This is a genomic window from Rhodococcus sp. 5G237, from assembly GCF_053764735.1.
Window position 1 is genome coordinate 79,819 of record NZ_JBSNCD010000002.1, and the last position, 23,280, is coordinate 103,098.

Consider the following 23,280-nt stretch of genomic DNA (forward strand, 5'->3'; position numbering starts at 1 on the left):
CGTGGCGCCCCGTAGTGCTACAACTAGAACACGTTCTATTCGAAGGTGGGTGACGGTGGACTTCGCACGTGACGAGACACAGGAGGAGATCGCCGGCGTGGCGGCCGGTCTCCTGAAACGCGGCCTCACCGACGACGCGTTGTGGGCCGCGCTGGCCGACGCCGACCTGCTCTCGCTCGCCCTGCCGGAGCGTCTCGGCGGATCGGGCCTCGGACTCGGAGAAGTCGCCACCGTGCTCACCGAGATCGGACGCGGAGCCGCGCAGACCCCGGCGCTCGCCACCCTCGGCCTGGGCGTCCTGCCGATCCTCGCGCTCGCCTCCGAACAGCAGCAGGACGACCTGCTCGCCGGCGTCGCCGAAGGGGCCGTGCTCACCGCCGCGCTCGGCGAACCGGGGCGTGCCTTCCCGGAGCGGCCGGCCGCCACGGCGGTCGCCACCGACGGGGGCCACGCGGTCACCGGTTCGTTCGTCGCCGTGCCCTACGCCGATCGGGCACGCGTGGTGCTGCTGCCCACCGACGCGGGGGTGGTCGCGGTGGCTCCCGACGCCGCGGGTGTGAGCCTACGTCCGAGCCCCACCTCGACCGGCTCTCCCGAGTTCTCGGTGCGCGCCGACGGCGCCGTGGGTGTCCTGCTCGCCGGATCCGGCGCCGACGCCGTGGTGACGCTCCACCGGATCGCGCTCGCCGCCGTGGCGGCCTTCGCCGACGGACTGCTCTCCGGGGCGACCGAACTCACCGCGAAGCACGTCAGCGAGCGGCATCAGTTCGGCAAGCCGCTCGCGACCTTCCAGGCCGTCGCGCAGCAGATCGCCGACGTCTACGTCACCGCCCGCACCCTGCACGTCGCGGCGCTGTCGTCGGTCTGGCGCCTGGCCGAAGGTCTCGACGCCGCGGACGATCTCGACGTCACCGCCTACTGGATCGCCGCCGAACTGCCACCGGCGATGCGGGTGCTGCACCACTTGCACGGCGGCGTGGGTGTGGACGAGACCTATCCGCTGCACAAGTACTCGTCGACCGCCAAGGACCTCGCCCGGTTGCTCGGCGGCGCTTCGTACCGACTCGACCTCGTGGGGGCCCGGTGTTCATCGATCTGACCGACGACCAGCGCGCACTGCAGGCCGAACTGCGGCGTTACTTCGGCAGCCTCGTCTCACCCGAGGAGGCCGCGATCATGCGCACGGAGCGGCACGGCCCCACCTACCGCGAGGTCGTGCGTCGCATGGGCAAGGACGGTTGGCTCGGCGTCGGCTGGCCCGTCGAGTTCGGCGGCCGCGGCTTCGGCGACGTGGAACAGCAGATCTTCGCCAACGAGGCCGTCCGCGCCGACGTGCCGTTGCCGAGCGTCACCCTGCAGACCGTCGGCCCGACCCTGCAGGTCTACGGCACCGACGAGCAGAAGCGGAAGTTCCTGCCTGCCATCCTCGCCGGTGAGGTGCACTTCGCGATCGGCTACTCCGAACCCGAGGCCGGTACCGACCTCGCGGCTCTGCGCACCACGGCGGTCCGCGACGGCGACCACTACATCGTCAACGGGCAGAAGATCTTCACCACCGGGGGACACGACGCCGACTACATCTGGCTCGCCGTCCGCACCGGCCCCGCCGAGTCGCGTCACCGCGGCATCTCCGTGCTCATCGTCGACACCAAGGATCCCGGCTTCAGCTGGACCCCGATCATCACGTGCGACGGTGCCCACCACGTCAACGCTACCTACTACAGCGACGTGCGCGTTCCCGTCGAGATGCTCGTCGGCGAGGAGAACAAGGGGTGGAAGCTCATCACCACCCAGCTCAACCACGAACGCGTCATGCTCGGCCCGGCCGGTCGCGTCGCCGGCATCTACGACCGGCTCGTCGAGTGGGTCCGCGCCCACGAACTCCAGGACCGTCCCGAGGTGCGACGCGCACTCGGCGAGATCCACGCGACCTGGCGACTCAACGAACTGCTCAACTGGCAGGTCGCGGCGAGCAGCAACGACGCCGTGGACATCGCCGACGCCTCGGCGACCAAGGTGTTCGCCACCGAGCGGATCCAGCGCGTCGGTCGCCTCGCCGAGGAAATCGTCGGTGCCTTCGGTGATCCGGCCGACGACGACACCGCCGATCTGCTCCGCTGGCTCGACATGATGGCCAAACGCAATGTCGTCATCACCTTCGGTGGTGGCGTCAACGAGGTGATGCGCGAACTGATCGCCACCGCCGGTCTGGGCATGCCGCGGGTACCTCGGTGACACAGGAGAATTCGGTGATGCAGGAGAATGCGGTGACACGACATTCGGGGACACGAGATGTTCCGGGGAAGACCCCCGAGGAGATCCTGCAGGCTGCCGAGAAGGTACGCGGCGACGGCCCGTCCGCGCCGCGACCCGGGCGCGATCCGGTGAACATGCCGATGATCCGCAACTGGCTCGAGGCGATCGGCGACGACAACCCGATCTACACCGACGAAACCGCGGCGATCGCCGCCGGTCACGGCGGTCTCGTGGCCCCGCCCGCGATGGCGCAGGTGTGGACGATGCGCGGCCTCGGCGCCGAACGCGAGAAGGACGACCCGCTCGGCCGGATGACGCAGATCCTCGACGACGCCGGCTACACCTCGGTGGTCGCCACCAACTGCGACCAGATCTACCACCGCTACCTGCGCCACGGCGAACAGGTGACGATCGAATCCACCCTCGAGGACGTCGTCGGCCCGAAGCGGACCGGGCTCGGGGAGGGCTGGTTCTTCACCACCCGCAACCTGTGGAAGGTCGGCGACGAAGTCGTCGCCGAGATGCTCTTCCGCATCCTGAAGTTCGCGCCGCCGTCGAAGGACGAGAGCGCAGAGACGCCGCAGGACCGGCCCGCCTCCACGGTTCCCGACGATCTCGACCCCACCCGGATGCTCCGCCCGTCCGTCTCCCGCGACACACAGTTCTTCTGGGACGGTGTGGCCGCCCACGAACTGCGCATCCAGCGACGCCCCGACGGCACCCTGCAGCACCCACCCGTCCCGGTGCTCTGGCTCGACAAGTCGGAGACCACCGACTACGTCGTATCCTCCGGTCGCGGAACGGTGTTCAGCTTCGTCGTCCACCACGCACCCGAGGTGCCGGGGCGGCAGGTGCCCTTCGTCGTCGCTCTCGTCGAACTCGACGAGGGTGTCCGGATGCTCGGTGAACTCCGCGACGTCGAACCCGGGCAGGTACGCATCGGGATGCCGGTCGAGGTCACCTTCCTCGATTTCCCCGGCGACGACGAGACCGGCGGGCAGCCGTGGACCCTGTACGCCTGGAAGCCGATCGAGGAGGACGTGTGAGCACCCCGACCGTCACGACGGGCGAGAGCCTGCCCTCCCTCGAGATCCACGCCGATCCCACCTTCATCGTGTCGACGGCCTTGGCCACACGCGACTTCCAGGACGTGCACCACGACCGCGACAAGGCGCAGCAGCGCGGATCGAAGGACATCTTCGTCAACATCCTCACCGACACCGGACTCGTGCAGCGCTACGTCACCGACTGGGCCGGTCCCCGCGCGGTGGTGAAGTCGATCTCGCTGAGACTGGGTGTGCCCTGGTACGCCTACGACACCCTGACCCTCTCGGGCACCGTTGCGTCCGTCGAGGGCGGACTGGTCACCGTCGACATCACCGGTACCAACAGTTTGGGCAAGCACATCACGGCCACAGCCACTTTCGTGATCGGAGGCACCGCATGAGCGGCCTGTCGGGTGCAGCGGCGATCGTCGGCATCGGCGCGACCGACTTCTCGAAGGACTCCGGCCGCAGCGAACTCCGTCTCGCGGCCGAGGCGGTGCGCGCCGCCCTCGACGACGCGGGACTGACCCCGGCCGACGTCGACGGTCTGGTCTCGTTCACGATGGACACCAACACCGAAGTGGCCGTGGCCCGTTCGGTGGGGATACCTCATCTGAAGTTCTTCTCCCGCATCCACTACGGCGGCGGTGCGGCGTGCGCGACGGTGCAGCAGGCGGCGATGGCCGTCGCGACCGGCGTGGCCGACGTGGTGGTCGCGTACCGGGCATTCAACGAGCGGTCCGGCGCGCGATACGGACAGGTCAACACCGCCCTTGCCGCGCAGGTGAACTCGTCGGGCACCGACAACGCGTTCTCCTACCCGCACGGGCTGAGCACACCGGCCTCGTTCGTCGCGATGGTCGCGCAACGCTACATGCACGTCTCCGGGGCGACGAGCGCCGACTTCGGCGCCGTGGCGGTCGCCGATCGGGCCCACGCCGCGACCAACCCGAAGGCGTTCTTCCACGGTAAGCCGATCACGCTCGAGGACCACCAGAACTCGCGATGGATCGCCGAGCCGCTGCACCTGCTCGACTGTTGCCAGGAATCGGACGGCGGCGTCGCCATCGTCGTCACCAGCGCCGAGCGGGCGAAGGACCTGAAGCAGACCCCGGCGGTGATCGCGGCCGCGGCGCAGGGGAGCGGCCCCGACCAGTACATCATGACCAGCTACTACCGCGACGGGCTCACGGGCCTGCCGGAGATGGGGATCGTCGGCGACCAACTGTGGGAGCAGGCGGGCATCGGACCGCAGGACATCGCCACGGCGGTGCTCTACGACCACTTCACCCCGTACGTGCTCATGCAGCTCGAAGAACTCGGATTCTGCGGACGCGGAGAGGCCAAGGACTTCGTCGCCGACGGCATCCAGGTGGGTGGGCGGCTGCCGATCAACACCCACGGCGGTCAGCTCGGCGAGGCCTACATCCACGGCATGAACGGCATCGCCGAGGGCGTCCGGCAGATCCGCGGCACGGCCGTCAACCAGGTCGACGACGTCGGCCACGTCCTGGTCACGGCAGGAACAGGAGTTCCGACCTCGGGTCTGGTGCTGTCGCGGTCCTGACGCCGTTTCCCTCCCACCGACGGGCGGGCGTGCCTACGATGAGGGCTCACATTCCGGTGGGACCTTGTGGGAGGACCCGTGTCGGTCACGGACGGGCATGTCGTGCATCCGACCCGCGAACAGCGGGTCCAGAACGGTCTCGCCGCTCGGAGGGTCACCCCCGTCGAGTCGCTCGCCGAACTCGGGAAGTCGTCCCGGGATCCGATCGCCCTGCTCGAGAGTCAGGCGCAGACCCGCGTTCCGCAGCTCGTCCCGGTGCGTTACGGCCGCATGGCGACATCGGCGTTCGCGTTCTACCGCGGCGCCGCGCTCGTGATGGCCGACGACCTGTCGCGCACACCGAACAGCGGTCTGCACACGCAACTGTGCGGCGACGCCCACGCGAGCAATTTCGGTCTGTTCGCTACCCCGGAACGCAGAACGGCCTTCGACGTCAACGACTTCGACGAGACCTATCCGGGACCGTTCGAATGGGACGTCAAGCGTCTGGTCGCGAGCCTCGAGATCGCCGGTCGCGACAACGGGTTCACCGCGAAGGAACGCCGGAAGATCACCCGCGCATGTGCGGCGGAGTACCGCGAGACCATCTGCAGACAGGCGCAACTCGGGAACATGGCGGTGCGTTACGCGCATCTCGATCCCACCACCGAGATGGCGGAGCTCGGCGACAAGCTGACCACCCGGATGGAGAAGCGCACCCGCAAGGCGCTCGAAAAGGCCTCACAGCGCGACAGTCTCCAGGCGCTGGAGAAACTCACCACCGTCGCCGACGGCCGCCGCCGGATCATCAGCGACCCGCCGCTCATCGTGCCCGTCGAAGAGGTCTTCGCCGACCTCGACGCCGAAGCGATCTACGACGAACTGCACGACCGCGTCCGCTCGTACCGGGCGACGCTGCAGTGGGACCGCCGGGTCCTCCTCGAACAGTTCGAACTGGTCCAGGCCGCGCGGAAGGTCGTCGGAGTGGGCAGCGTCGGCACGCGGGCGTGGATCCTCCTGCTGCGGGGCGCGGACGACGACGATCCGCTGTTCCTCCAGGCGAAGGAGGCCCAGCGGTCGGTGCTGTCGTACTACGTCGACGGTCCGACCTTCCGGAACGAGGGCGAACGCGTCGTCAACGGTCAGCGGCTGATGCAGTCCGCGAGCGACATCTTCCTCGGCTGGCAGCAGGGTGCCGGAGCCGACGGCGTGAACCGGGACTTCTACATACGCCAACTCCGCGACGGCAAGGGTTCGGCGGTGATCGAGGAGATGGTGCCCAAGGGCATGAAACTCTACGGCCGACTCTGCGGCCGGGTCCTCGCCTACGCCCACGCCCGGGCCGGCGACCGGATCGCGCTGGCTGCCTATCTCGGCACCGACGAGGAGTTCGACGAGGCGCTCTCGTCGTTCGCGGTGTCCTACGCCGACCGCAACGAACGCGACCTGCAGGCGCTGCACGAGGCCGTCGAACAGGGACGAGTGAAGGTCCGGACCGGACTCTGATCCCCGTTCGTGTCCCGGACACGTCCGCTGTCCGGGACTCACTCACCTGTCCTCTCTCCCGGCGCGGTACAAGGGAGGCGATCACGCGCCGACGGAAGGACGTCAAGATGGGTTTCGAGGGCAGGGTCGCATTCGTGACGGGAGCGGCGCGAGGCCAAGGACGCTCGCACGCCGTCGCATTCGCCGAAGCAGGGGCCGACGTGGTCGTCTGCGACCGATGCTCCGACTCACCGGTGGTGGGATATCCGCTGGCGACCGAGGAGGACCTGGCGGAGACGGTGCGACTCGTCGAGGCGACCGGTCGCCGGGTCGTCTCGGCGACACTCGACTCCGCCGACCGTCCGGCGATGGACGCTCTGGTCGCCCGCGCCCACGCCGAACTCGGGCGGATCGACATCGCGGTCGCCAATGCCGGGGTGTCGGTGGCGGCACCGGTGCACCGGATGCCGCAACAGATGTGGGACGAAGCGATCTCGTCCAATCTCACCGGGGTGTTCAACACCGTCGCCGCGGTCGCGCCCGGGATGATCGAGCGTGACTACGGTCGCATCGTCACGGTGTCGTCGATGCTCGGCCGAGCGGGCAACACCAACATGGCCGCATATGCGGCGTCGAAATGGGGCGTGATCGGCCTGACGAAGAGCGCGGCCCTGGACCTCGCGCAGAACGGCATCACCGTCAACGCCGTCGCCCCGGGCAACATCTCCACGCCGATGATCCACAACGACGCGCTCTACGGGATGTTGCGGCCCGACCTCGAAGAGCCGACCGCCGACGATGTCGCTCCGGTGTTCGCCTCCCTGCACGCACAACCGGTGCCGTGGCTCGACCCGGCCGAGATTACCCGTGCGGTCCTGTTCTTCGCCGACGAGGCGTCCGCACACATCTCCGGCACCGTGTTGCCGATCGATGCCGGCAACGCCGCCCGGGTGACGGGCTGAGCGATCCGCCTGACGGAGCGATGAGAAAACCTGTCGAACCGTGTCGGTCTCTTCGTGCACACTGTGCTCACCACCACAGTCAGGGAGAAACTCATGGCCGACGCCATAGTTGCAGAAGGACTGATCAAGACATACGGGCAGGTCAGAGCGCTCGACGGGGTCGATCTGCGGGTGCCGGAGGGGACGGTCACCGCGCTGCTCGGTCCCAACGGCGCCGGTAAGACCACCACGGTGCGGGTGCTGACGACACTGCTCGTCCCCGATGCCGGTCGCGCCGAAGTGGCGGGATACGACGTCCTCACCGAGGCGCGGGAGCTTCGTTCCCGGATCGGAGCGTCGGGGCAGTACGCGGCGGTCGACGAATATCTCACCGGGTTCGAGAACCTCGAGATGGTCGGCCGGCTGTACCACCTCGGCGTCAAACGGAGTCGCCTCCGCGCCCGCGAGCTCCTCGAACAGTTCGACCTCGAGGAAGCGGGCGATCGCCCGGTGAAGGGTTATTCGGGCGGTATGCGACGCCGCCTCGACCTCGCCGGTGCGCTCGTCGCCGATCCTCCGGTGCTGTTCCTCGACGAACCCACGACGGGTCTCGATCCGCGGGCGCGCCTCGGGTTGTGGGACGTCATCGACACCCTCGTACAGCGCGGCACGACGCTGTTGCTGACGACGCAGTACATGGACGAGGCCGAACGCCTCGCCGACGACATCGTCGTGATCGATCGGGGCGCGGTCATCGCCCGCGGCACGGCCGACGAGCTCAAGAGCCGCGTCGGTGGCGAACGTATCGAACTCGCCGTGACCGACGCCGATCAGCGAGACCGAGCGGTCCGTGAGCTCGAATCGGTGGCGGCTGGGGAGATCAGGGTCGAGCGCAGCACCGGTCGCATCACCGTGCCGGTCAGCGGCGACTCGGGCGGCGGAACCGACGGGCTCGTGACGGCGCTGGGGAAGCTGTCGGCCGCGGGCATCCGGGTCTCCGACGTCGCTCTGCGGAAACCGACCCTCGACGACGTGTTCCTCACGCTCACCGGTCGCGGGACGGACGAGAAGGTCGAGGAGGCGGTGTCGTGAACACACTCGAGATGGTCGCATCCGACGGCCTGACCATCGCCAAGCGCAACATGATCAAGATCAAGCGTGTGCCGGATCTGTTGGTCTTCACGACGTTGTCGCCGATCATGTTCGTGCTGTTGTTCGCCTACGTCTTCGGCAGTGCGATCGACGTCCCCGGCATCTCGTACCGGGAGTTCCTCATCGCAGGCATCTTCACCCAGACGGTCATCTTCGGGTCCACCTGGACGGGCCTCGGGATGGTCGAAGACCTGCAGAAGGGCATCATCGACCGGTTCCGATCGTTGCCGATGGCTCCGTCCGCGGTGCTCATCGGCCGTACCAGCACCGACGTGCTGATCAACGTGCTCAGCCTCGTGGTGATGTCGTTGACCGGTCTCCTCGTGGGGTGGCGGATCAACACCTCGCTGGGCGAGGCGCTCGCCGGCTACCTGTTGCTGCTGCTGTTCGCCTACGCTCTGTCGTGGGTGATGGCCGTGATCGGCATGTGGATCCGCACACCGGAGGTCTTCAACAACGCGAGTTTCATGGTGATCTTCCCGCTGTCGTTCATCGCCAACACGTTCGTCGACCCGTCGTCGATGCCGACGGTGCTGCGCGTCATCGCCGAGTGGAATCCCATCTCGGCGGTCACGCAGGCGGTCCGCGAACTGTTCGGCAACACCAATCCCATGGTGCCGCCGCCCGACGTGTGGCCCCTGCAGAATCCGGTCCTCGCGTCGCTGATGTGGACAGCGTTGATGCTGATCGTGTTCGTGCCGTTCGCGATCCGCAGGTACCAGAAGGCCGTCAGCCGCTGACGGTCGGCGTCCGGCCGGCGGGTGGGCTCATCCCGGGTAGGGCGCGTACTGGCGCTGACGCAACAGTGTCGCCAGGTGCACGGCGTTGCGGGCGACGGATTCGGTGGTCGAGCGCACCGCTTCGGGGATCTCGTCGAGATCCTTGAAGTCGGTGCCCGACATCGCCTCGCCGTTCCAGTAGGTCGAGCCCTGCGCGGGGATCGAGAAACCGATGTCGTTGAGACTCTGGAACAGGTCGGCGACGATCTTGTGCGCGCCGTCCTCGTTGCCGACGACTGCGGCGATCCCGACCTTGCCCACCATGCGTGGACGGTTCTCGTCGTCGGTGTTCGACAGTTCGGCATCGAGCCGCTCGAGGACACGTTGGGCGACGCTCGACATGTGTCCCACCCAGGTCGGTGTGGCGACGAGCAGGATGTCGGCCGAGACGATGCGCTCGACGATCTCCGGCCACTGATCCCCGTCGCCCATGTCGGCTTCGACACCGGGCTTGACGTCGAAGTCGACGACTCGGACGGTTTCGACGCTGACGTCGTGCTTCGACAGTGCGTCGAACACGTGCGCCACCATTTTGTCGGTGCTGGACTCGGCGGGGGACGGCTTGAGCGTGCAGTTCAGGGCCACGGCGTGCAGTGCTGTCATGCGCCCGGGATACCCGAGTTACACCACGACAATCAGCTGCAACACGACAATCACCTACAGCACGACAATCACCTACAGCACGACAGTCAGCGACCGCGTGCGGCCGCCCAGCCGTCGATCGCCGCCGAGAACTCGAACGAGGTGGGCAGCAGCGCCATCTGGTCGGCCGGGCCGGGCTGCAACGGGCCGAGCTCCTCGAGGCTGTGGTTCGCGGTGGTGAAGTGCTCGAACTGCAGGTCGGTGTGGGCGAGGGCGTCCCGCAGCGGCTCGACCTGCGCACAGCTGATGTTCAGGTCCTTGTCGGAGCAGGTGAGCAGCACCGGGGTGTCGGCTGCCAGCTCCGCGGCAAGCACGGCCGGGTCGAGCTGGTCGGACTCGAAGAGGAACTTCGCGTTCGCGGGGTTCATGCCGAACTGCGCGAGGATCGGGTGCAGATCGGTGGGGAAGGCCCCGGTCGTCCGCAGCGACTCGACGGCACGCGACAGGTCGGCCCGGACCGCCTCGCCGTCGGGGCCGAGCTGCCCGGAATCCACCACGGCATTCAGCTGGACGGTCAGCAGGTCCAGGTAGCGCATCGGCAGCGGAGCGAGAAGTGCGAAGCCGCTTCCGATACCGCGATCGGCGAGTGCGAGGGCGGTCAGTGCACCCTCGCTGTGTCCGAGGACGAGGATCTCCTCGGGGGAGACTCCGGTGCGTTCGGCGAGCAGACGCACCGCCGCCTCGGCGTGGTCGACCTGCTCGGTGAAGCCGTACTCGCCGATGGTCTCGACCGTGTAGGACCCGAGACCCGTCTCACCGGCCCCGATCTTGTCGAAGCGCAGGCTCGCGATGCCGTGGGCGGCGAGTGCGTCCGCGGTGCGCACCAGGGTGTCGGACGCGAAGCCGGGCTGGTTGCCGTTGCGATCGGTGGGGCCGCTGCCCGGGAGCAGCAGTGCGGCGGCGACCGCGGCTCCGTCCGGGTTGCGGAGGCTGCCGTGGAAGGTGGTGCCGTCGGCCTCGAAGGTCACCGGGGCGTCGGTGCCGTTCGACACGGCGACCGAACCCGTGTCGGGAAGGGCCACCGCGGTTCCCGCGAGTGTCACACCTCCCGCGAGAACCAGCACGGGCACAGCAGCAGCACCGATCCACCTTCGCATGTTCCGCATGGTGCGAACCCTAGCAAAGGACTGCGCTGTGCCCGTGGTGAGCGAGGACGCCCGTGGGAGATCAGGGGAGCAGGGTGTCGATGAAGGTGTTGCTGAACACCCGATGCGGATCGAGACGGTTGTAGACCGCGCGAGCCGAATCCCAGTTCTCGTCCGACGGAACACCTTCCCGGTAGGTGTCGGGCAGGCCTTGCGTCAGGATCTGCTCGTCGGTGTACGGCAGGTCGGGACCGAACGCCCAGCCCTTCGACCATTCCGGCCGGAAGGTCGAGTCGCTTCCGTTGTACCGCTGCCGCATCCACTGCTCCATCTCCCGGTAGAAGGCGAACATGCCGGGAGTTCCCGGGACACCGAGAACGTTGAGCCAGATGGCGGTGTCCCAGTCCGGGTGGTCGGGACGCGGACGGGTCGACGCGATCGTCGGCGGTCCGGCCGACGGGACGAGGACGTCCTCCGGCCGATCCAGTCCGCAGCAACGGATTTCGACCGGACCGTTGAGAGGGAACTGTCCCAGGCTGCGGTAGTGCTCGATGCGCTCGGAGAACCAGTGCGCGAAGTCGTGGATCACGTTGGCGATGTTGGCGCGGTTCGTGAGCACCGCACCGCCACCCTCGGTCAGTCGCAGGGTGGTCGCCTTGATGTAGAACTGCAGATCCTTCGACCAGCCCCAGATGTCGGACGATCCCGTCGCCGCGAGACCGGCCACGGTCACGCCGTAGTAGGTCTGCCCGAAAGCCGGTGCGATCGACGTGTTCCCGGCCGTGATCTGCCCCAGCAGGTCGGTGATCGGTTCGGGCACGTTGTCGGAGAACGGGTAGTTGTACGGTCCGGTCACCTCGCGCGAGGTGGGCGGTTTCTCCGGTGCGAGCGACCACACCTTCATCCACGGACGTTCCGTGAACGGATACCAGATCGCCTCGGCCCGACCCGCCGAATCGACGAACGACTCGAAGGTCCGTCCCGGCGCGCCGGCGGGTGAGAACAGTTCCTGCCAGGTGATGTCGGTGAAGGACTGACAGCGCATGCGGTAGTTCGGCCCGGCCTGCAGTGTGACGGACGTGATGAACGTCCGGCCGAGATGCGTGAGCAGCGGGGTGATCTCGGGATCGGCGCGGGTGAAGGTGCGCAGCGCGTAGGCACTGCCGTCCCACACGACGGCCGTCAGTTCGGTCACGAGATTGCTCAGCGAACCGAAGGTGTGCCCGGGAAGGGTGGATTCGCCGTTCGCGGGCAGCGCGGCACCGTGCGCGTTGACGGCGAGTGCTCCGGCGATCGACAACACGCCGGGCGCAGGAAGATTCGCGAGACCGAGACCGTGGTTCTGCAGTGCCGTGGTGATGGCGTCGAGTGTCGCGCCGGGACCTGCCGTGACGGTCGCGGGGGAGCCGCCGGGGTTCACCTGGACCCCGTTGAGGTGAAGCATGGTGTCGGCGAGGATCACCCGGTCGACGGGTGCACCGTTGACGATCGTCAGCGGTGTCCAGCCGTGCATGGCCCCGCGCGGGCGGATGGTGTATCCGTTCTCGTGCGCCCAGTTCACCAGGCGCACCACGTCGTCGGGGGTGCGAGGCGCGCAGGTCCAGATGGCGTCCAGCATGATCTCTTTCGACCAGTTCTGGTATGCCTGCTGGTAGAGGTCGATGCCGGCGGGGAACGCCGGAGGAGTGGGGAGCGTCGAGGCCGCGGACCCGGAAGGGACGGCGTGCACCGGGGTCCACCCACCGAGGGCGGAGACCGCCAGCGCGCCGGCGCCGGCCGCGAGGAAGCCGCGCCGCGACAGGCGCGGCGACGAATCACGAAGTGTCATATTCGAATGTCGCTCTTTCGGGAGGGCGTGGCGATCACGCCACGGTGAGTACCACGTCGGCCAGGGCAGGGGCGAGGTCGCGTTCGACGACGGAGGCGGTCACGAGCTTGCGGTCGCCGTCGTTCCACACGCGCACTCGGAGGGTCTCGCCGGGGAAGACCACGCCGGCGAACCGGGCGCGGAATCCCTTCACGCGCGAAGCGTCCGCGTCGAGCAGGCCGTCGGTCACCGCCTTGCACACGATGCCGTAGGTGCACAGCCCGTGCAGGATCGGCGCCGGGAAGCCCGCCGCGGATGCGAACTCGGGATCGGAATGGAGGGGATTGCGGTCGCCGCACAGCCGGTACAGCAGCGCCTGCTGCGGGAGGGTCGGCACGTCGAACTCGGCGTCCGGCTCACGATCGGGGTACTCCACCGACTCCGACGGACCACGCTCACCGCCGAAACCGCCCTCACCGCGGGCGAAGATCGACGACCGTGCGGTCCACAGAGGATTGCCGTCGAGATCCTCGGTCACCGATTCCTGCACGACGACCGCGGCCTTGCCCTTGTCCCACACCTCGGCGATACGGGTGATCGTGCGGCCCTTGCCCGAAGCGGGGATGGGCGCGTGCACGGTCACCTCCTGACTGCCGTGGACGACCTTGGCGAGATCGATCTCGATCCCGGGGAACGAGACCTTCGGCGGCTCGACCTGGTGGAAGGTCGCGGCGACGGTCGCGAAGGTGGGGAGTACCTGGGGGTCCTTGTCCCGGAGGTAACGCAGTTCGCCCGCGTCGGTGGGGTGGGACCCGGCGCCGATGCCGAGGTTGTAGAGCTGGACATCGGTGCTGCTCCACTCGAACTCCTGGGCGGGCAGTTCGGCTCCGACGGCAACCGAGGGATCGATGGGCACGGGCGCTTCCTTTCTACGGCACGAACGCGGGTCGATCGGGTCACACGGTGTCGGCGGATTCTCGCAGTTCCTCGGCACGTTCGTCACGCGTGCGGTCCAGGATGTCGAGGGCCGCCAGATAACCGAAGGTCATCGCCGGCCCGATGGTGGCGCCGGGCCCGGCGTAGGTGTGACCCATGACCGGGGAACTGGCGTTGCCGGCCGCGTACAGGCCGTCGATCACGCTGCCGTCCTCGCGCACCACCCGGCCGTGGACATCGGTGACGAGCCCGCCCTTGGTGCCGAGATCGCCCGGGACCACCGTGAACGCGTAGAACGGGGCTTTGTCGACCACGCCGAGGCTCGGATTCGGCTTGTTGCGCGGATCTCCGTAGTAGTGGTCGTAGTGGGATTCGCCGCGGCCGAAGTCCTCGTCCTTGCCGGCACGCGCGAAGCCGTTGAAGCGTTGCACCGTCTCGGTGAGGGCATCGGCCGGTACCCCGATCTTCTCGGCGAGTTCGGCGAGGGAACCGGCCTTGACGAGCACTCCGGCCTCGAGCCACCGGCGAGGGAAGGGGGTGCGGGGGGTGATTCCGGCGAAGGTGTAGCGGTCGCGGTAGCGCTGATCGAGGATCAGCCAGCTGGGGATGTTCTCGCCCGGTCCCTCACCGCGTCCGTGCTCGCCGCCGTACATCGCGTGCGTCGCCTCGACGTAGGGCGCCGACTCGTTGACGAAGCGCTTGCCCGCCGCGTTGACCATCAGGCACCCGGGAAGGCTGCGCTCCGACAGCGCGAACCACGGGCCGCCGGTGAGCGTGAAGGACGGACCCCACCAGGCGTCGTCCATGAAATCGACTGCGGCGCCGAGCTTCTGTCCGGCGCGGATGCCGTCGCCGGTGTTGGCCTTCGCGCCGACGGTCCACTCGGTGCCGATCGGCTGACGCTGGTACTGCGCCCGCATCTCGGCGTTGTGCTCGAAACCGCCGCTCGCGAGGATCACGCCCTTGCGGGCACGGATGACGCGCTTCTCGCCGTTCGCGACCACCTCGACGCCGCGCACGACGCCGTCCTCGACGACGAGATCGGTGAGCGCCGTCTCCAGCAGCAGGGGTACACCGGCGTCGCGCAGACCGATCCGCAACCCGGCCATGAGAGCCTGGCCTCGGACGAGCAGGTGCTTCTTGGTGATGTTCGCCCAGACGAAACGGGCGCCGACCCGTATGGCGCGAACAGGTCCGCGCGGGTTCCGCATGAGCAGGTTCAGCCACTTGTAGTCGGCCTGGGTGATGACGAAGTTCTTGGGAGCGCGCGCGTAGTCGGGTTCGAGGAGAGCGAGATCCTCACCGAGACGGCGACCGTCGAACGGTGTCGGTTCCACCGAACGGCCACCGGGACGCCCGCCGGGCGCCTCGGGGTAGTAATCGGAATAGCCCGGCACCCACTGCAGTTCGAGTGCGCTGTTCTTCAGGACGAAGGAGAGCATCTCCGGTCCACGATCGATGTAGGTGTCGATCTTCTCGGCGGGCACGTCGTCGCCGATGATGCTGTGGAGGTACTTCCGGGCTTCTTCGAGGGTGTCGTCCACCCCGGCGGCCTTCAGTGCCTCGTTGTTGGGGATCCACACACCGCCGCCCGATCGGGCGCTCGACCCGCCGTAGCGCGGCGCCTTCTCGATCAGGACCACGTCGGCGCCCTTGCGGGCTGCGGTGATGGCGGCGGTCATTCCGCCGGCACCGCTGCCGACGACAACGATGTCGTACTCCTGCTTCGTCATGTAGAACACGTTATAGAAATGGCGGTGCCGAGTCCATCCCCGAATGCGAAGAGTCCTGGACGTGAAGCGAAGACGCAGTGACGTCGGGACTGGAACGCGATATCGCCGGCCGACGACGAGCGACGGCACCGTCCGATGGGGACGGTGCCGTCGCGGGGTCGATCGGGGTCGGAATCGGTCAGGTGGGCGATCCGTCCGATACGGGAAGGGTGCCGTCGAGCACGGCCCGGTCGATGCTCTCCCGAAGCTGCGGACACCCCTCGCGCGGTGTGATGGACGAGCCTCGGAGCGAGGCGGTCTCGCGGAAGGTCGGGCACACGGTGTCCGGATCGTCCTGCCACTGCACGCTCGTGTGCGACAGGCTGTTCTTGCGCACCAGCACGCAGGTGCCGCACTCGCGGCACTGAACCTCGTGCTGACCCGAATCCAGATAGTTGATCTTGTCGATCGCGGTCTGGGCGGCGACGGCCTCGGCCCGCTCGGGCCATTGGGAGAAGTCCGGGGACTTCGCCCAGCTGCTCCGCCGGGTCGAGGCACTCATCGTCACACCTCCGCTTCCTGCTTGCCTTGTTCTTCCTCGCGCTTCTTGCGCTCGAGATTCTCGGCGACCTCCTTCTCCCAGGCCTCGTTGGCCTTGGCGGTGTCGACCTCGAACTCGAATCGGCCCGTCATCTTCTCCGTCACGTCGGCGACGTCGACGTAGAACTGCTCGTACCAGCGACGGAGCTGGTAGACCGGACCGTCCTCATCGCACAGCAGGGGATTCTCGATCTTTGTCTTGTTCTTCCAGATCTCGACGTCCTGCAGGAAGCCCTCGCCGACCCCTTCGGTGAGCTTGGCGGCCAGCACGTCGGACTGCTCGGGTGACATGCCCTGCGGCTTCTTGACGATGATGCCGTACTGCAGCATGAACGAATCGTGCGTGATCGGGTAGTGGCAGTTGATCAGCACGGATTCGGTCTGGTACCCGCCGTAGTTGTTCTTCAGCGGATTGATCATGTAGGAGGGGCCGTAGTAGGCCGCGTACGACTCGAGCGTCGACTCCAGTCCGTACTGCGTCGCCATGCCCTTGTCCGGCCGGCCGCGGGTGTTGAGGTACTGCTCGGCGATGTGCCCCTCGAAGACGTTCTTGAAGAACGTGGGGAAGGCGTAGTGGATGTAGAAGAAGTGCGCCATGTCGACGACGTTGTCGATGATCTCGCGACAGTTGGAACCTTCGATCAGGATCTGGTTCCAGGTCCAGTCCGTCCACTCGTCCGAGCCGTACTGCTCGATCTCGGGGATGGTGACCTCCGCAGGCGGAGTGTTTCCCTCGGGGTCGTTCCACACGAACAGCTGGCCGTGCTTCTCCATCGTGATCCATGAACGGGTGCGAGCCAGCGGGGGAACGCGCTTGGCGTACGGGATGTCCGTGCACTTGCCGTTGCCGCCCCAGCGCCAGTCGTGGAACGGGCACGCAACCGAATCGCCCTTGATCTCGCCCTGTGACAGGTCGCCGCCCATGTGGCGGCAGTACGCGTCGAGCACCTCGAGGTCGCCGTTGCTGTCGGCCCACACCACGAGTTTCGTGCCGAAGGCCTCGACGGCGTGAGGCTTGCCGTCCTTGAACGTGCGACTGAGGCCGAGGCAGTGCCAGCCTCGCGCGAAACGCGTCCGGACCTCTCCGACGTCGATCTCGCGAATCTGTGCCATGTCCGCTCACTTCCTTCCGGAAATCTCTTCTAGAACACGTTATAGAATTCGCGTCGCGAGGGGAAGGGTTCGGGGACTTTGGTCCCGCCGTAGGGATTGTCTACCTGCGAGTGTGCCGAGTCTCGACACGAATAAGAACATGTTCTAGTCTCGGTACAAGCGATCAATTCCTGAACAGACGGGAGCGTCCAGTGGGTGACCACGACAGCCACGAGGTACTGCAGCGGATCGACGCTCTGCTGCCTACGCTGCGAGAACGTGCGCAGGAGGCCGAGAATCTGCGCCGGGTGCCCGACGACTCGATCAAGGAGCTCCAGGAGGCCGGCTTCTTCAAACTTCTGCAACCGGCCCAGTGGGGTGGATACGAGGCCGATCCCGTCACCTTCTTCACCGCGGTGCGCAACATCGCGAGCGCATGCGGCTCGACCGGATGGGTCTCCGGCATCATCGGCGTCCACAACTGGCACCTCGCACTCTTCGACCAGCAGGCCCAGGAAGAGGTCTGGGGCGACGACACCGACGTCCGCATCTCGTCGTCCTACGCGCCCATGGGCGCCGGTGAGGTCGTCGACGGCGGATACAAGGTCAACGGTGCGTGGGCGTGGTCGTCCGGATGCGACCATGCGAGCTGGGTCGTCGTCGGTGGCCCGGTCATCAAGGACGGCCGCCCCGTCGACTTCGGCAGCTTCCTGATCCCTCGTTCCGAGTACGAGATCGACGACGTGTGGCACGTGGTCGGTCTGCGCGGCACCGGATCCAACACGGTCAAGGTGAAGGACGTCTTCGTCCCGCGCCACCGTTTCCTCAGCTTCAAGGCCATGAACGATCTCGCCTCGCCCGGGCTCGAGCGCAACACCGCGCCCGTCTACAAGATGCCGTGGGGCACCATCCATCCCACCACCATCTCGACGCCCATCGTCGGCATGGCCTACGGCGCGTACGAGGCCCACGTCGAACACCAGGGCAAGCGTGTCCGTGCGGCGTACGCGGGTGAGAAGGCCAAGGACGATCCGTTCGCCAAGGTGCGCATCGCCGAGGCCTCCAGCGACATCGACGCGGCCTGGCGCCAGCTGTCGGGCAACGTCGCCGACGAGTACGCCCACCTCCTCGCCGGCGAGGAGGTTCCGATGGAACTGCGTCTGCGGGCACGTCGCGACCAGGTCCGCGCGACCGGCCGTGCCATCACGTCGATCGATCGTCTCTTCGAGAACTCGGGTGCCACCGCACTCGCGGACGGCACACCCATCCAGCGTTTCTGGCGCGACGCGCACGCCGGTCGTGTGCACGCCGCCAACGACGCCGAACGCGCCTACGTGATGTTCGGTGCCGCCGAATTCGGCCTGCCGATCACCGACACGATGGTCTAGGGGTGGATGTGACCGCAATCGACGAGATCACCTACGAGTCGACCTCCCGTTTCGCGCAGGTCCGCGACGACCTCCGCCTGCACTACCACGAGGCCGGCGTCGGCAACGACACCACGATCGTCCTGCTCCACGGCGGGGGCCCCGGCGCGTCGTCGTGGTCGAACTTCGCCAGGAACATTCCGGTGCTGGCACAACGGTTCCACGTGCTGGCCGTCGACCAGCCCGGCTACGGAAGGTCCGACAAGCCGACCGAGCATCCGCAGTACTTCGTGCACAGCGCGTCCGCGCTGAACGACCTGCTCGACACCCTCGGGATCACCGACCGCGTCCACCTCCTCGGCAACTCGCTCGGTGGCGGCGCCGCCGTGCGGTTCGCACTCGACTACCCCGAGCGCGCCGGACGACTCGTCCTCATGGGACCGGGTGGGCTGAGCGTCAACCTGTTCGCACCCGACCCCACCGAGGGCGTCAAGAATCTCGGCCGGTTCTCGTACGAACCCACCCGCGAGAATCTCGAGTCGTTCCTGCGGATCATGGTCTTCGACCAGTCGCTGATCACCCCCGAGCTCGTCGAGGAAAGGTTCGCGTCGGCGAGCACCTCCGAGTCGCTCGCCGCGGCGAAGGCGATGGGGAAGTCGTTCTCCAGTGCCGAGTTCGAGAAGGGAATGCTCTGGCGCGACGCCTACAAGCTCCGTCAGCGGGTACTGCTGATCTGGGGTCGCGAGGACCGCGTCAACCCCCTCGACGGTGCACTCGTCGCACTGAAGATGATCCCGCGCGCGCAGTTGCACGTGTTCGGTGGATGCGGCCACTGGGCACAGCTCGAGAAGTTCGACGAATTCAACCGCCTGACAGTGGATTTCCTCACGGATGGAGTCGAGTAGATGAGTATCCGGTCGCTGGCATATCTCCGGATCGGCGCCACCGACGTCCCGGCCTGGCGCGAGTACGGCCTGAAGGTCCTCGGCATGATCGAGGGCAAGGGCACCCACGCCGATGCGCTGTACCTGCGGATGGACGACTTCCCGGCCCGGCTCGTCATCGAGCCGCACGAGTCCGACAAGCTGCTCGTCTCGGGTTGGGAGACTGCGAACGCCGCCGATCTCCAGACGGTTCGCGACAGTCTGTCCGCGGCAGGTGTCCCGTTCAAGGAAGGCACCGCCGAGCAGCTCGCCGATCGTCGCGTCGACGAACTGATCGTCTTCCAGGATCCGTCGGGCAACACCCTCGAGGCGTTCCACGGTGCCGCCCTCGAACACCGCCGCGTGGTCAGCCCGTACGGGCACAAGTTCGTCACCGGCGAGCAGGGCCTCGGCCACGTGGTGCTCTCGACCCGCGACGACGAGGAATCGCTGCGCTTCTACCGCGACGTGCTCGGCTTCCGCCTGCGCGACTCCATGCGGATGCCTCCGCAGATGGTCGGCCGGCCCGCCGACGGAAAACCGGCCTGGCTGAGGTTCTTCGGATGCAACCCGCGCCACCACAGCCTCGCCTTCCTGCCCATGCCCACCCCGTCGGGGATCGTGCACCTGATGATCGAGGTGGAGAACTCCGACGACGTCGGTCTCGCCCTCGACCGCGCACTGCGGAAGAAGGTCAAGATGTCGGCGACGCTCGGGCGCCACGTCAACGACAAGATGCTGTCCTTCTACATGAAGACCCCCGGCGGATTCGACGTCGAATTCGGTTGCGAAGGGCTGCAGGTCGAGGACGACGACTGGATCGCCCGTGAATCCACGGCCGTGAGCCTGTGGGGCCACGACTTCTCGGTGGGAATGCAGTAATGACCGCGCCGGAGGACGGAGAGAACGGTGCGATCGACCCGCGGGCCTTCCGCACCGTGCTCGGGCAGTTCTGCACCGGCGTCACCGTCATCACCGCCACCGAGGACGACGGAACGCCTGTGGGATTCGCGTGCCAGTCGTTCGCAGCGTTGTCGCTCGACCCGCCGCTCGTGTTGTTCTGCCCCACGAAGCAGTCGCGGTCGTGGGCGGCCATCGAACGAGCGGGCCGGTTCTGCGTCAACGTCCTTGCCGAGGAACAGCAGGAGACCTGCGCGCGGTTCGGTTCCCGCGAACCCGACAAGTTCGCCGGACTCGACTGGACGCCCTCCCCGTTGGGCTCACCCGTCCTGACGGGCTCGCTTGCGCACATCGATTGCACGGTCGAGACGGTGCACGACGGGGGAGACCACTGGGTCGTATTCGGTCGCGTCTCGTCGCTGAGCGAGGTGCGCGACGAGAAGGAACGCCCGTTGCTCTTCTACCGCGGGCAGTACACCGGGATCGAACCGGAGAAGACGACTCCGGCGCCCTGGCGCGACGATCTCGAAGCGTTCCTCACCTCCGTCACGGAAGACACCTGGCTGTAGATCGCAGACTGTAAGTACTGCACGACGAAGCCGGGACGACCACATCGAATGTGGTCGTCCCGGCTTCGTGTGTGGATCAGGAGCGATCGGTGTCGGTCGCGTCGTCCGGTGACTCCTCGTAGTATTCCGTGGTCACGACGCGGCGCACCAGGCGTGGCTTGCGCGGCCGGTCGGCGTCCGGGCCGCCTGCCGTGTCCGTCTTCGCGTCGGTCGTGCTCGTGTCGGTGTCGGCCGACTGCGGCGGCGTGAAGTGCGCCGGTCCCGTCGGTCCCGGACCGACGATCTCCTGATCGCTGCCGCTGCCGGGAGCCGCATGGCGGGCGGTGTCCGCCGTCGATTGCGCGGTGCCGGAGGGTGTGGACGGCGTCGAGGCGGTATGCCCCGGCATCGAGTGCTCGAGCGATTCGTCGCGCTGGCCCTCGCTCGGCCGATAGTTGCCGGCGATCTCCTCACGCGCGACGTCGGGCGGTGTCGGTGAATGCCCGGTTCCCGCCGGTGTGGTGGTGCCGTACGTCTCGCCGGTGTGCGGCGTCCCGGTGCCTCCCGGTCCGCCGGCCGCGCCACCGACGAGACCACCACCGGCGGCGCTCCGCTCGCCGAGTCCGCTCCGTTCGTCTCCGCTCCGTTCGTCGGTCAACCCGGCCCGATCGTCCGTGAATCCGCCCTGATCGCCGGCGGATCCACCCCCTGCAGGGGTGTCCCCGAACCGGCGGTAGTAGCGGTACAGCTCGTCCTCCTCGAGCGGGGTCAGCTCACCGTTCTCGTCGATGTTCGGGGCGCCGGTGATCGTGTCCTTGTCGAAGGGCAGGCGCACTCCGGTGCTGTCGAGCACGGCTTCGTCGATGGGGGCGAAGTGCCGGCGCGTTCCGAACAGACCCGTGACGACGGTGATCCAGGCGGGTCGGCCCGTGTCGTTGTCCAGGTAGACCTCTCCGACGCGTCCGAGCTTGTCACCGTCCGGCCCGTACGCGGTGGCGCGAGCGAGGGTGTCGATGTCGTCGTTGCTGATCATGATGTCCTCATCCGTGGGCGATGCGGCTTCCTGCTGTGCGGATGCCCTCCGGTGGGAGTGACGAAACGCTGCCGTTACACCGCTCGCCGTTGCGTCGTCCATCCCCGCGTGTTATCCATATTGTCAACAATCCGACAACCGGCACGGGGGTTCGCGCCCTCGGCTGTTCGGAGGGATCGTCATGACCCGTCTTTCACCCCGCCTGCTGCAGGCAACGCCCGTCACCGTCGACCACGCCGAGGGGTGCTACATCCACGGCACCGACGGACGTCGGTATCTCGACTTCACCGCCGGTATCGGCGTCACGAGTACCGGTCACTGTCACCCGCACGTCGTCGAGGCCGCCCGCCGGCAGATCGGCTCGCTCATCCACGGGCAGTACACGACCGTGATGCACCGGCCCCTGCTCGAACTCACCGAACGTCTGGGCACGGTGCTGCCCGAAGGACTCGACTCACTGTTCTTCGCCAATTCGGGCAGCGAGGCCGTCGAGGCGGCGCTGCGTCTGGCCCGTCAGGCGACAGGACGACCCGGAATCGTCGTCTTCCACGGCGGTTTCCACGGCCGGACCGTCGCCGCCGCCACGATGACGACCTCGGGAACCCGCTTCTCCGCAGGGTTCTCGCCGCTCATGGGCGGTGTACACGTCGCTCCCTTCCCCACGGCCTATCGCTACGGCTGGTCGGAGGAGGAATCGACCGATTTCGCCCTGCAGGAGCTGGATTACCTGTTCGCGACTCTCGTGGCGCCGGACGAGATCGCGGCCTTCGTCGTCGAACCGGTCCTGGGCGAGGGCGGTTACGTCCCCGGCAACACCAGGTTCTTCCAGGGATTGCGGCAGCGGGCCGACGAACACGGCATCCTGCTCGTCTTCGACGAGATCCAGACCGGATTCGGGAGGACGGGAAAGTTCTTCGGCCATCAGCACTTCGACGTGCGGCCCGACATCATCACCATCGCCAAGGGCCTCGCGAGCGGTTTCCCGCTGTCGGGTATCGCCGCCTCCGAGGAGCTCATGGAACGCGCCCGTCCGGGATCGCAGGGCGGCACGTACGGGGCGAATGCGGTCTCGTGCGCGGCGGCCGTGGCCACTCTCGACGTGATCGAGAAGGAGGGGCTCGTCGACAACGCCGCCGTGCGTGGACGTGAATTGCTCTCCGGCGCACGGGAGAACACGACCGACGCCATCGGCGACGTGCGCGGCCTCGGTCTCATGGTGGGCCTCGAGTTCACCACGGACGGAGCACCGGACCGGGAACGGGCGACCGCAGCGCAACAACTCGCCGCGCAGAAGGGGCTGCTGCTGTTGACCTGCGGTGCACACATGAACGTGGTGCGCATGATCCCGCCGTTGATCGTCACCGCCCAGCAGATCGAGGATGCGCTCGGGATCTGGTCCGAGGTCCTCGCCGAGGTCCGATAATCCGTCG

Annotated in this window: 22 protein-coding genes; 14 read left to right on the top strand and 8 right to left on the bottom strand. The window is 67.4% G+C overall.

The window, feature by feature from the left end; translation table 11 throughout:
* The first annotated feature begins 55 nt into the window (after positions 1–55).
* From ACWPOC_RS03710 to ACWPOC_RS03750, 9 genes are all read left to right on the top strand, one after another.
* On the top strand, positions 56–1,099 hold the full coding sequence (locus ACWPOC_RS03710; protein WP_455408027.1) for an acyl-CoA dehydrogenase family protein: 1,044 nt from the start codon (positions 56–58) through the stop codon (positions 1,097–1,099).
* Positions 1,084–2,235, top strand: coding sequence for an acyl-CoA dehydrogenase family protein (locus ACWPOC_RS03715; protein WP_159416813.1), 1,152 nt, complete (start codon positions 1,084–1,086; stop codon positions 2,233–2,235). The genes ACWPOC_RS03710 and ACWPOC_RS03715 overlap by 16 nt, the downstream gene beginning before the upstream one ends.
* Positions 2,236–2,252: 17 nt before the next feature.
* Positions 2,253–3,302, top strand: a complete 1,050-nt coding sequence (locus ACWPOC_RS03720) for a bifunctional MaoC family dehydratase N-terminal/OB-fold nucleic acid binding domain-containing protein (RefSeq protein WP_455408238.1) — start codon at positions 2,253–2,255, stop codon at positions 3,300–3,302.
* Complete coding sequence (locus ACWPOC_RS03725; protein ID WP_159416811.1) at positions 3,299–3,703, top strand: MaoC family dehydratase; 405 nt, start codon at positions 3,299–3,301, stop codon at positions 3,701–3,703. The genes ACWPOC_RS03720 and ACWPOC_RS03725 overlap by 4 nt, the downstream gene beginning before the upstream one ends.
* Positions 3,700–4,869, top strand: coding sequence for a lipid-transfer protein (locus tag ACWPOC_RS03730; RefSeq protein WP_120281298.1), 1,170 nt, complete (start codon positions 3,700–3,702; stop codon positions 4,867–4,869). The genes ACWPOC_RS03725 and ACWPOC_RS03730 overlap by 4 nt, the downstream gene beginning before the upstream one ends.
* A gap of 78 nt (positions 4,870–4,947) precedes the next feature.
* Positions 4,948–6,354 carry a DUF2252 domain-containing protein gene (locus ACWPOC_RS03735; RefSeq protein ID WP_120283917.1) on the top strand — a complete coding sequence of 469 codons (1,407 nt, stop codon included), beginning with the start codon at positions 4,948–4,950 and terminating at the stop codon, positions 6,352–6,354.
* 107 nt (positions 6,355–6,461) lie between these two features.
* Positions 6,462–7,295 (top strand): mycofactocin-coupled SDR family oxidoreductase, encoded by an 834-nt coding sequence (locus tag ACWPOC_RS03740; RefSeq protein ID WP_455408028.1) that lies wholly within the window; start codon positions 6,462–6,464, stop codon positions 7,293–7,295.
* Between the two features lie 93 nt (positions 7,296–7,388).
* Entirely contained in the window at positions 7,389–8,366 is a 978-nt protein-coding gene (locus tag ACWPOC_RS03745; RefSeq protein ID WP_455408029.1) for an ATP-binding cassette domain-containing protein, read from the top strand.
* Positions 8,367–8,377: 11 nt separating this feature from the next.
* Entirely contained in the window at positions 8,378–9,166 is a 789-nt protein-coding gene (locus ACWPOC_RS03750) for an ABC transporter permease (protein ID WP_172415019.1), read from the top strand.
* Positions 9,167–9,193: 27 nt separating this feature from the next.
* Here ACWPOC_RS03750 and ACWPOC_RS03755 read toward each other — a convergent pair whose 3' ends face one another.
* From ACWPOC_RS03755 to ACWPOC_RS03785, 7 genes are all read right to left on the bottom strand, one after another.
* Positions 9,194–9,808 (bottom strand): flavodoxin family protein, encoded by a 615-nt coding sequence (locus ACWPOC_RS03755; RefSeq protein ID WP_019290163.1) that lies wholly within the window; start codon positions 9,806–9,808, stop codon positions 9,194–9,196.
* An 86-nt stretch (positions 9,809–9,894) separates the two neighbouring features.
* On the bottom strand, positions 9,895–10,944 hold the full coding sequence (locus tag ACWPOC_RS03760; protein ID WP_455408030.1) for an alpha/beta hydrolase family protein: 1,050 nt from the start codon (positions 10,942–10,944) through the stop codon (positions 9,895–9,897).
* A 70-nt stretch (positions 10,945–11,014) separates the two neighbouring features.
* Entirely contained in the window at positions 11,015–12,760 is a 1,746-nt protein-coding gene (locus ACWPOC_RS03765; RefSeq protein ID WP_120281302.1) for a cholesterol oxidase substrate-binding domain-containing protein, read from the bottom strand.
* A 34-nt stretch (positions 12,761–12,794) separates the two neighbouring features.
* A complete protein-coding gene (locus tag ACWPOC_RS03770) occupies positions 12,795–13,655 on the bottom strand; it encodes a MaoC/PaaZ C-terminal domain-containing protein (protein WP_120281303.1) in 861 nt (286 codons plus the stop codon).
* Between the two features lie 40 nt (positions 13,656–13,695).
* Entirely contained in the window at positions 13,696–15,408 is a 1,713-nt protein-coding gene (kstD, locus tag ACWPOC_RS03775; protein WP_183070635.1) for a 3-oxosteroid 1-dehydrogenase, read from the bottom strand.
* A 178-nt stretch (positions 15,409–15,586) separates the two neighbouring features.
* On the bottom strand, positions 15,587–15,949 hold the full coding sequence (locus tag ACWPOC_RS03780) for a hypothetical protein (RefSeq protein WP_174246941.1): 363 nt from the start codon (positions 15,947–15,949) through the stop codon (positions 15,587–15,589).
* A gap of 2 nt (positions 15,950–15,951) precedes the next feature.
* A complete protein-coding gene (locus tag ACWPOC_RS03785) occupies positions 15,952–17,100 on the bottom strand; it encodes a Rieske 2Fe-2S domain-containing protein (protein WP_455408031.1) in 1,149 nt (382 codons plus the stop codon).
* Positions 17,101–17,291: 191 nt separating this feature from the next.
* Here ACWPOC_RS03785 and hsaA point away from each other — a divergent pair, with 191 nt between their 5' ends.
* From hsaA to hsaB, 4 genes are read left to right on the top strand one after another with little or no spacing between them, the layout of a single operon-like run.
* Positions 17,292–18,467 carry a 3-hydroxy-9,10-secoandrosta-1,3,5(10)-triene-9,17-dione monooxygenase oxygenase subunit gene (gene hsaA / locus ACWPOC_RS03790; protein ID WP_120281307.1) on the top strand — a complete coding sequence of 392 codons (1,176 nt, stop codon included), beginning with the start codon at positions 17,292–17,294 and terminating at the stop codon, positions 18,465–18,467.
* An 8-nt stretch (positions 18,468–18,475) separates the two neighbouring features.
* Positions 18,476–19,351, top strand: a complete 876-nt coding sequence (hsaD, locus tag ACWPOC_RS03795; RefSeq protein ID WP_455408032.1) for a 4,5:9,10-diseco-3-hydroxy-5,9,17-trioxoandrosta-1(10),2-diene-4-oate hydrolase — start codon at positions 18,476–18,478, stop codon at positions 19,349–19,351.
* On the top strand, positions 19,352–20,251 hold the full coding sequence (gene hsaC, locus ACWPOC_RS03800) for an iron-dependent extradiol dioxygenase HsaC (RefSeq protein WP_120281308.1): 900 nt from the start codon (positions 19,352–19,354) through the stop codon (positions 20,249–20,251).
* Positions 20,251–20,838 (top strand): 3-hydroxy-9,10-secoandrosta-1,3,5(10)-triene-9,17-dione monooxygenase reductase subunit, encoded by a 588-nt coding sequence (hsaB, locus tag ACWPOC_RS03805; protein ID WP_120281309.1) that lies wholly within the window; start codon positions 20,251–20,253, stop codon positions 20,836–20,838. Before hsaC ends, hsaB begins: the two co-directional genes overlap by 1 nt.
* A 76-nt stretch (positions 20,839–20,914) precedes the next feature.
* Here the strand turns inward: hsaB and ACWPOC_RS03810 are convergent, their stop codons facing one another.
* Positions 20,915–21,850 carry a PRC-barrel domain-containing protein gene (locus tag ACWPOC_RS03810; protein WP_455408033.1) on the bottom strand — a complete coding sequence of 312 codons (936 nt, stop codon included), beginning with the start codon at positions 21,848–21,850 and terminating at the stop codon, positions 20,915–20,917.
* 181 nt (positions 21,851–22,031) lie between these two features.
* On the opposite strand from ACWPOC_RS03810, the gene ACWPOC_RS03815 reads away from it, so the two are divergent.
* On the top strand, positions 22,032–23,273 hold the full coding sequence (locus ACWPOC_RS03815; RefSeq protein WP_120281311.1) for an aspartate aminotransferase family protein: 1,242 nt from the start codon (positions 22,032–22,034) through the stop codon (positions 23,271–23,273).
* The last annotated feature ends 7 nt before the right edge of the window (positions 23,274–23,280 follow it).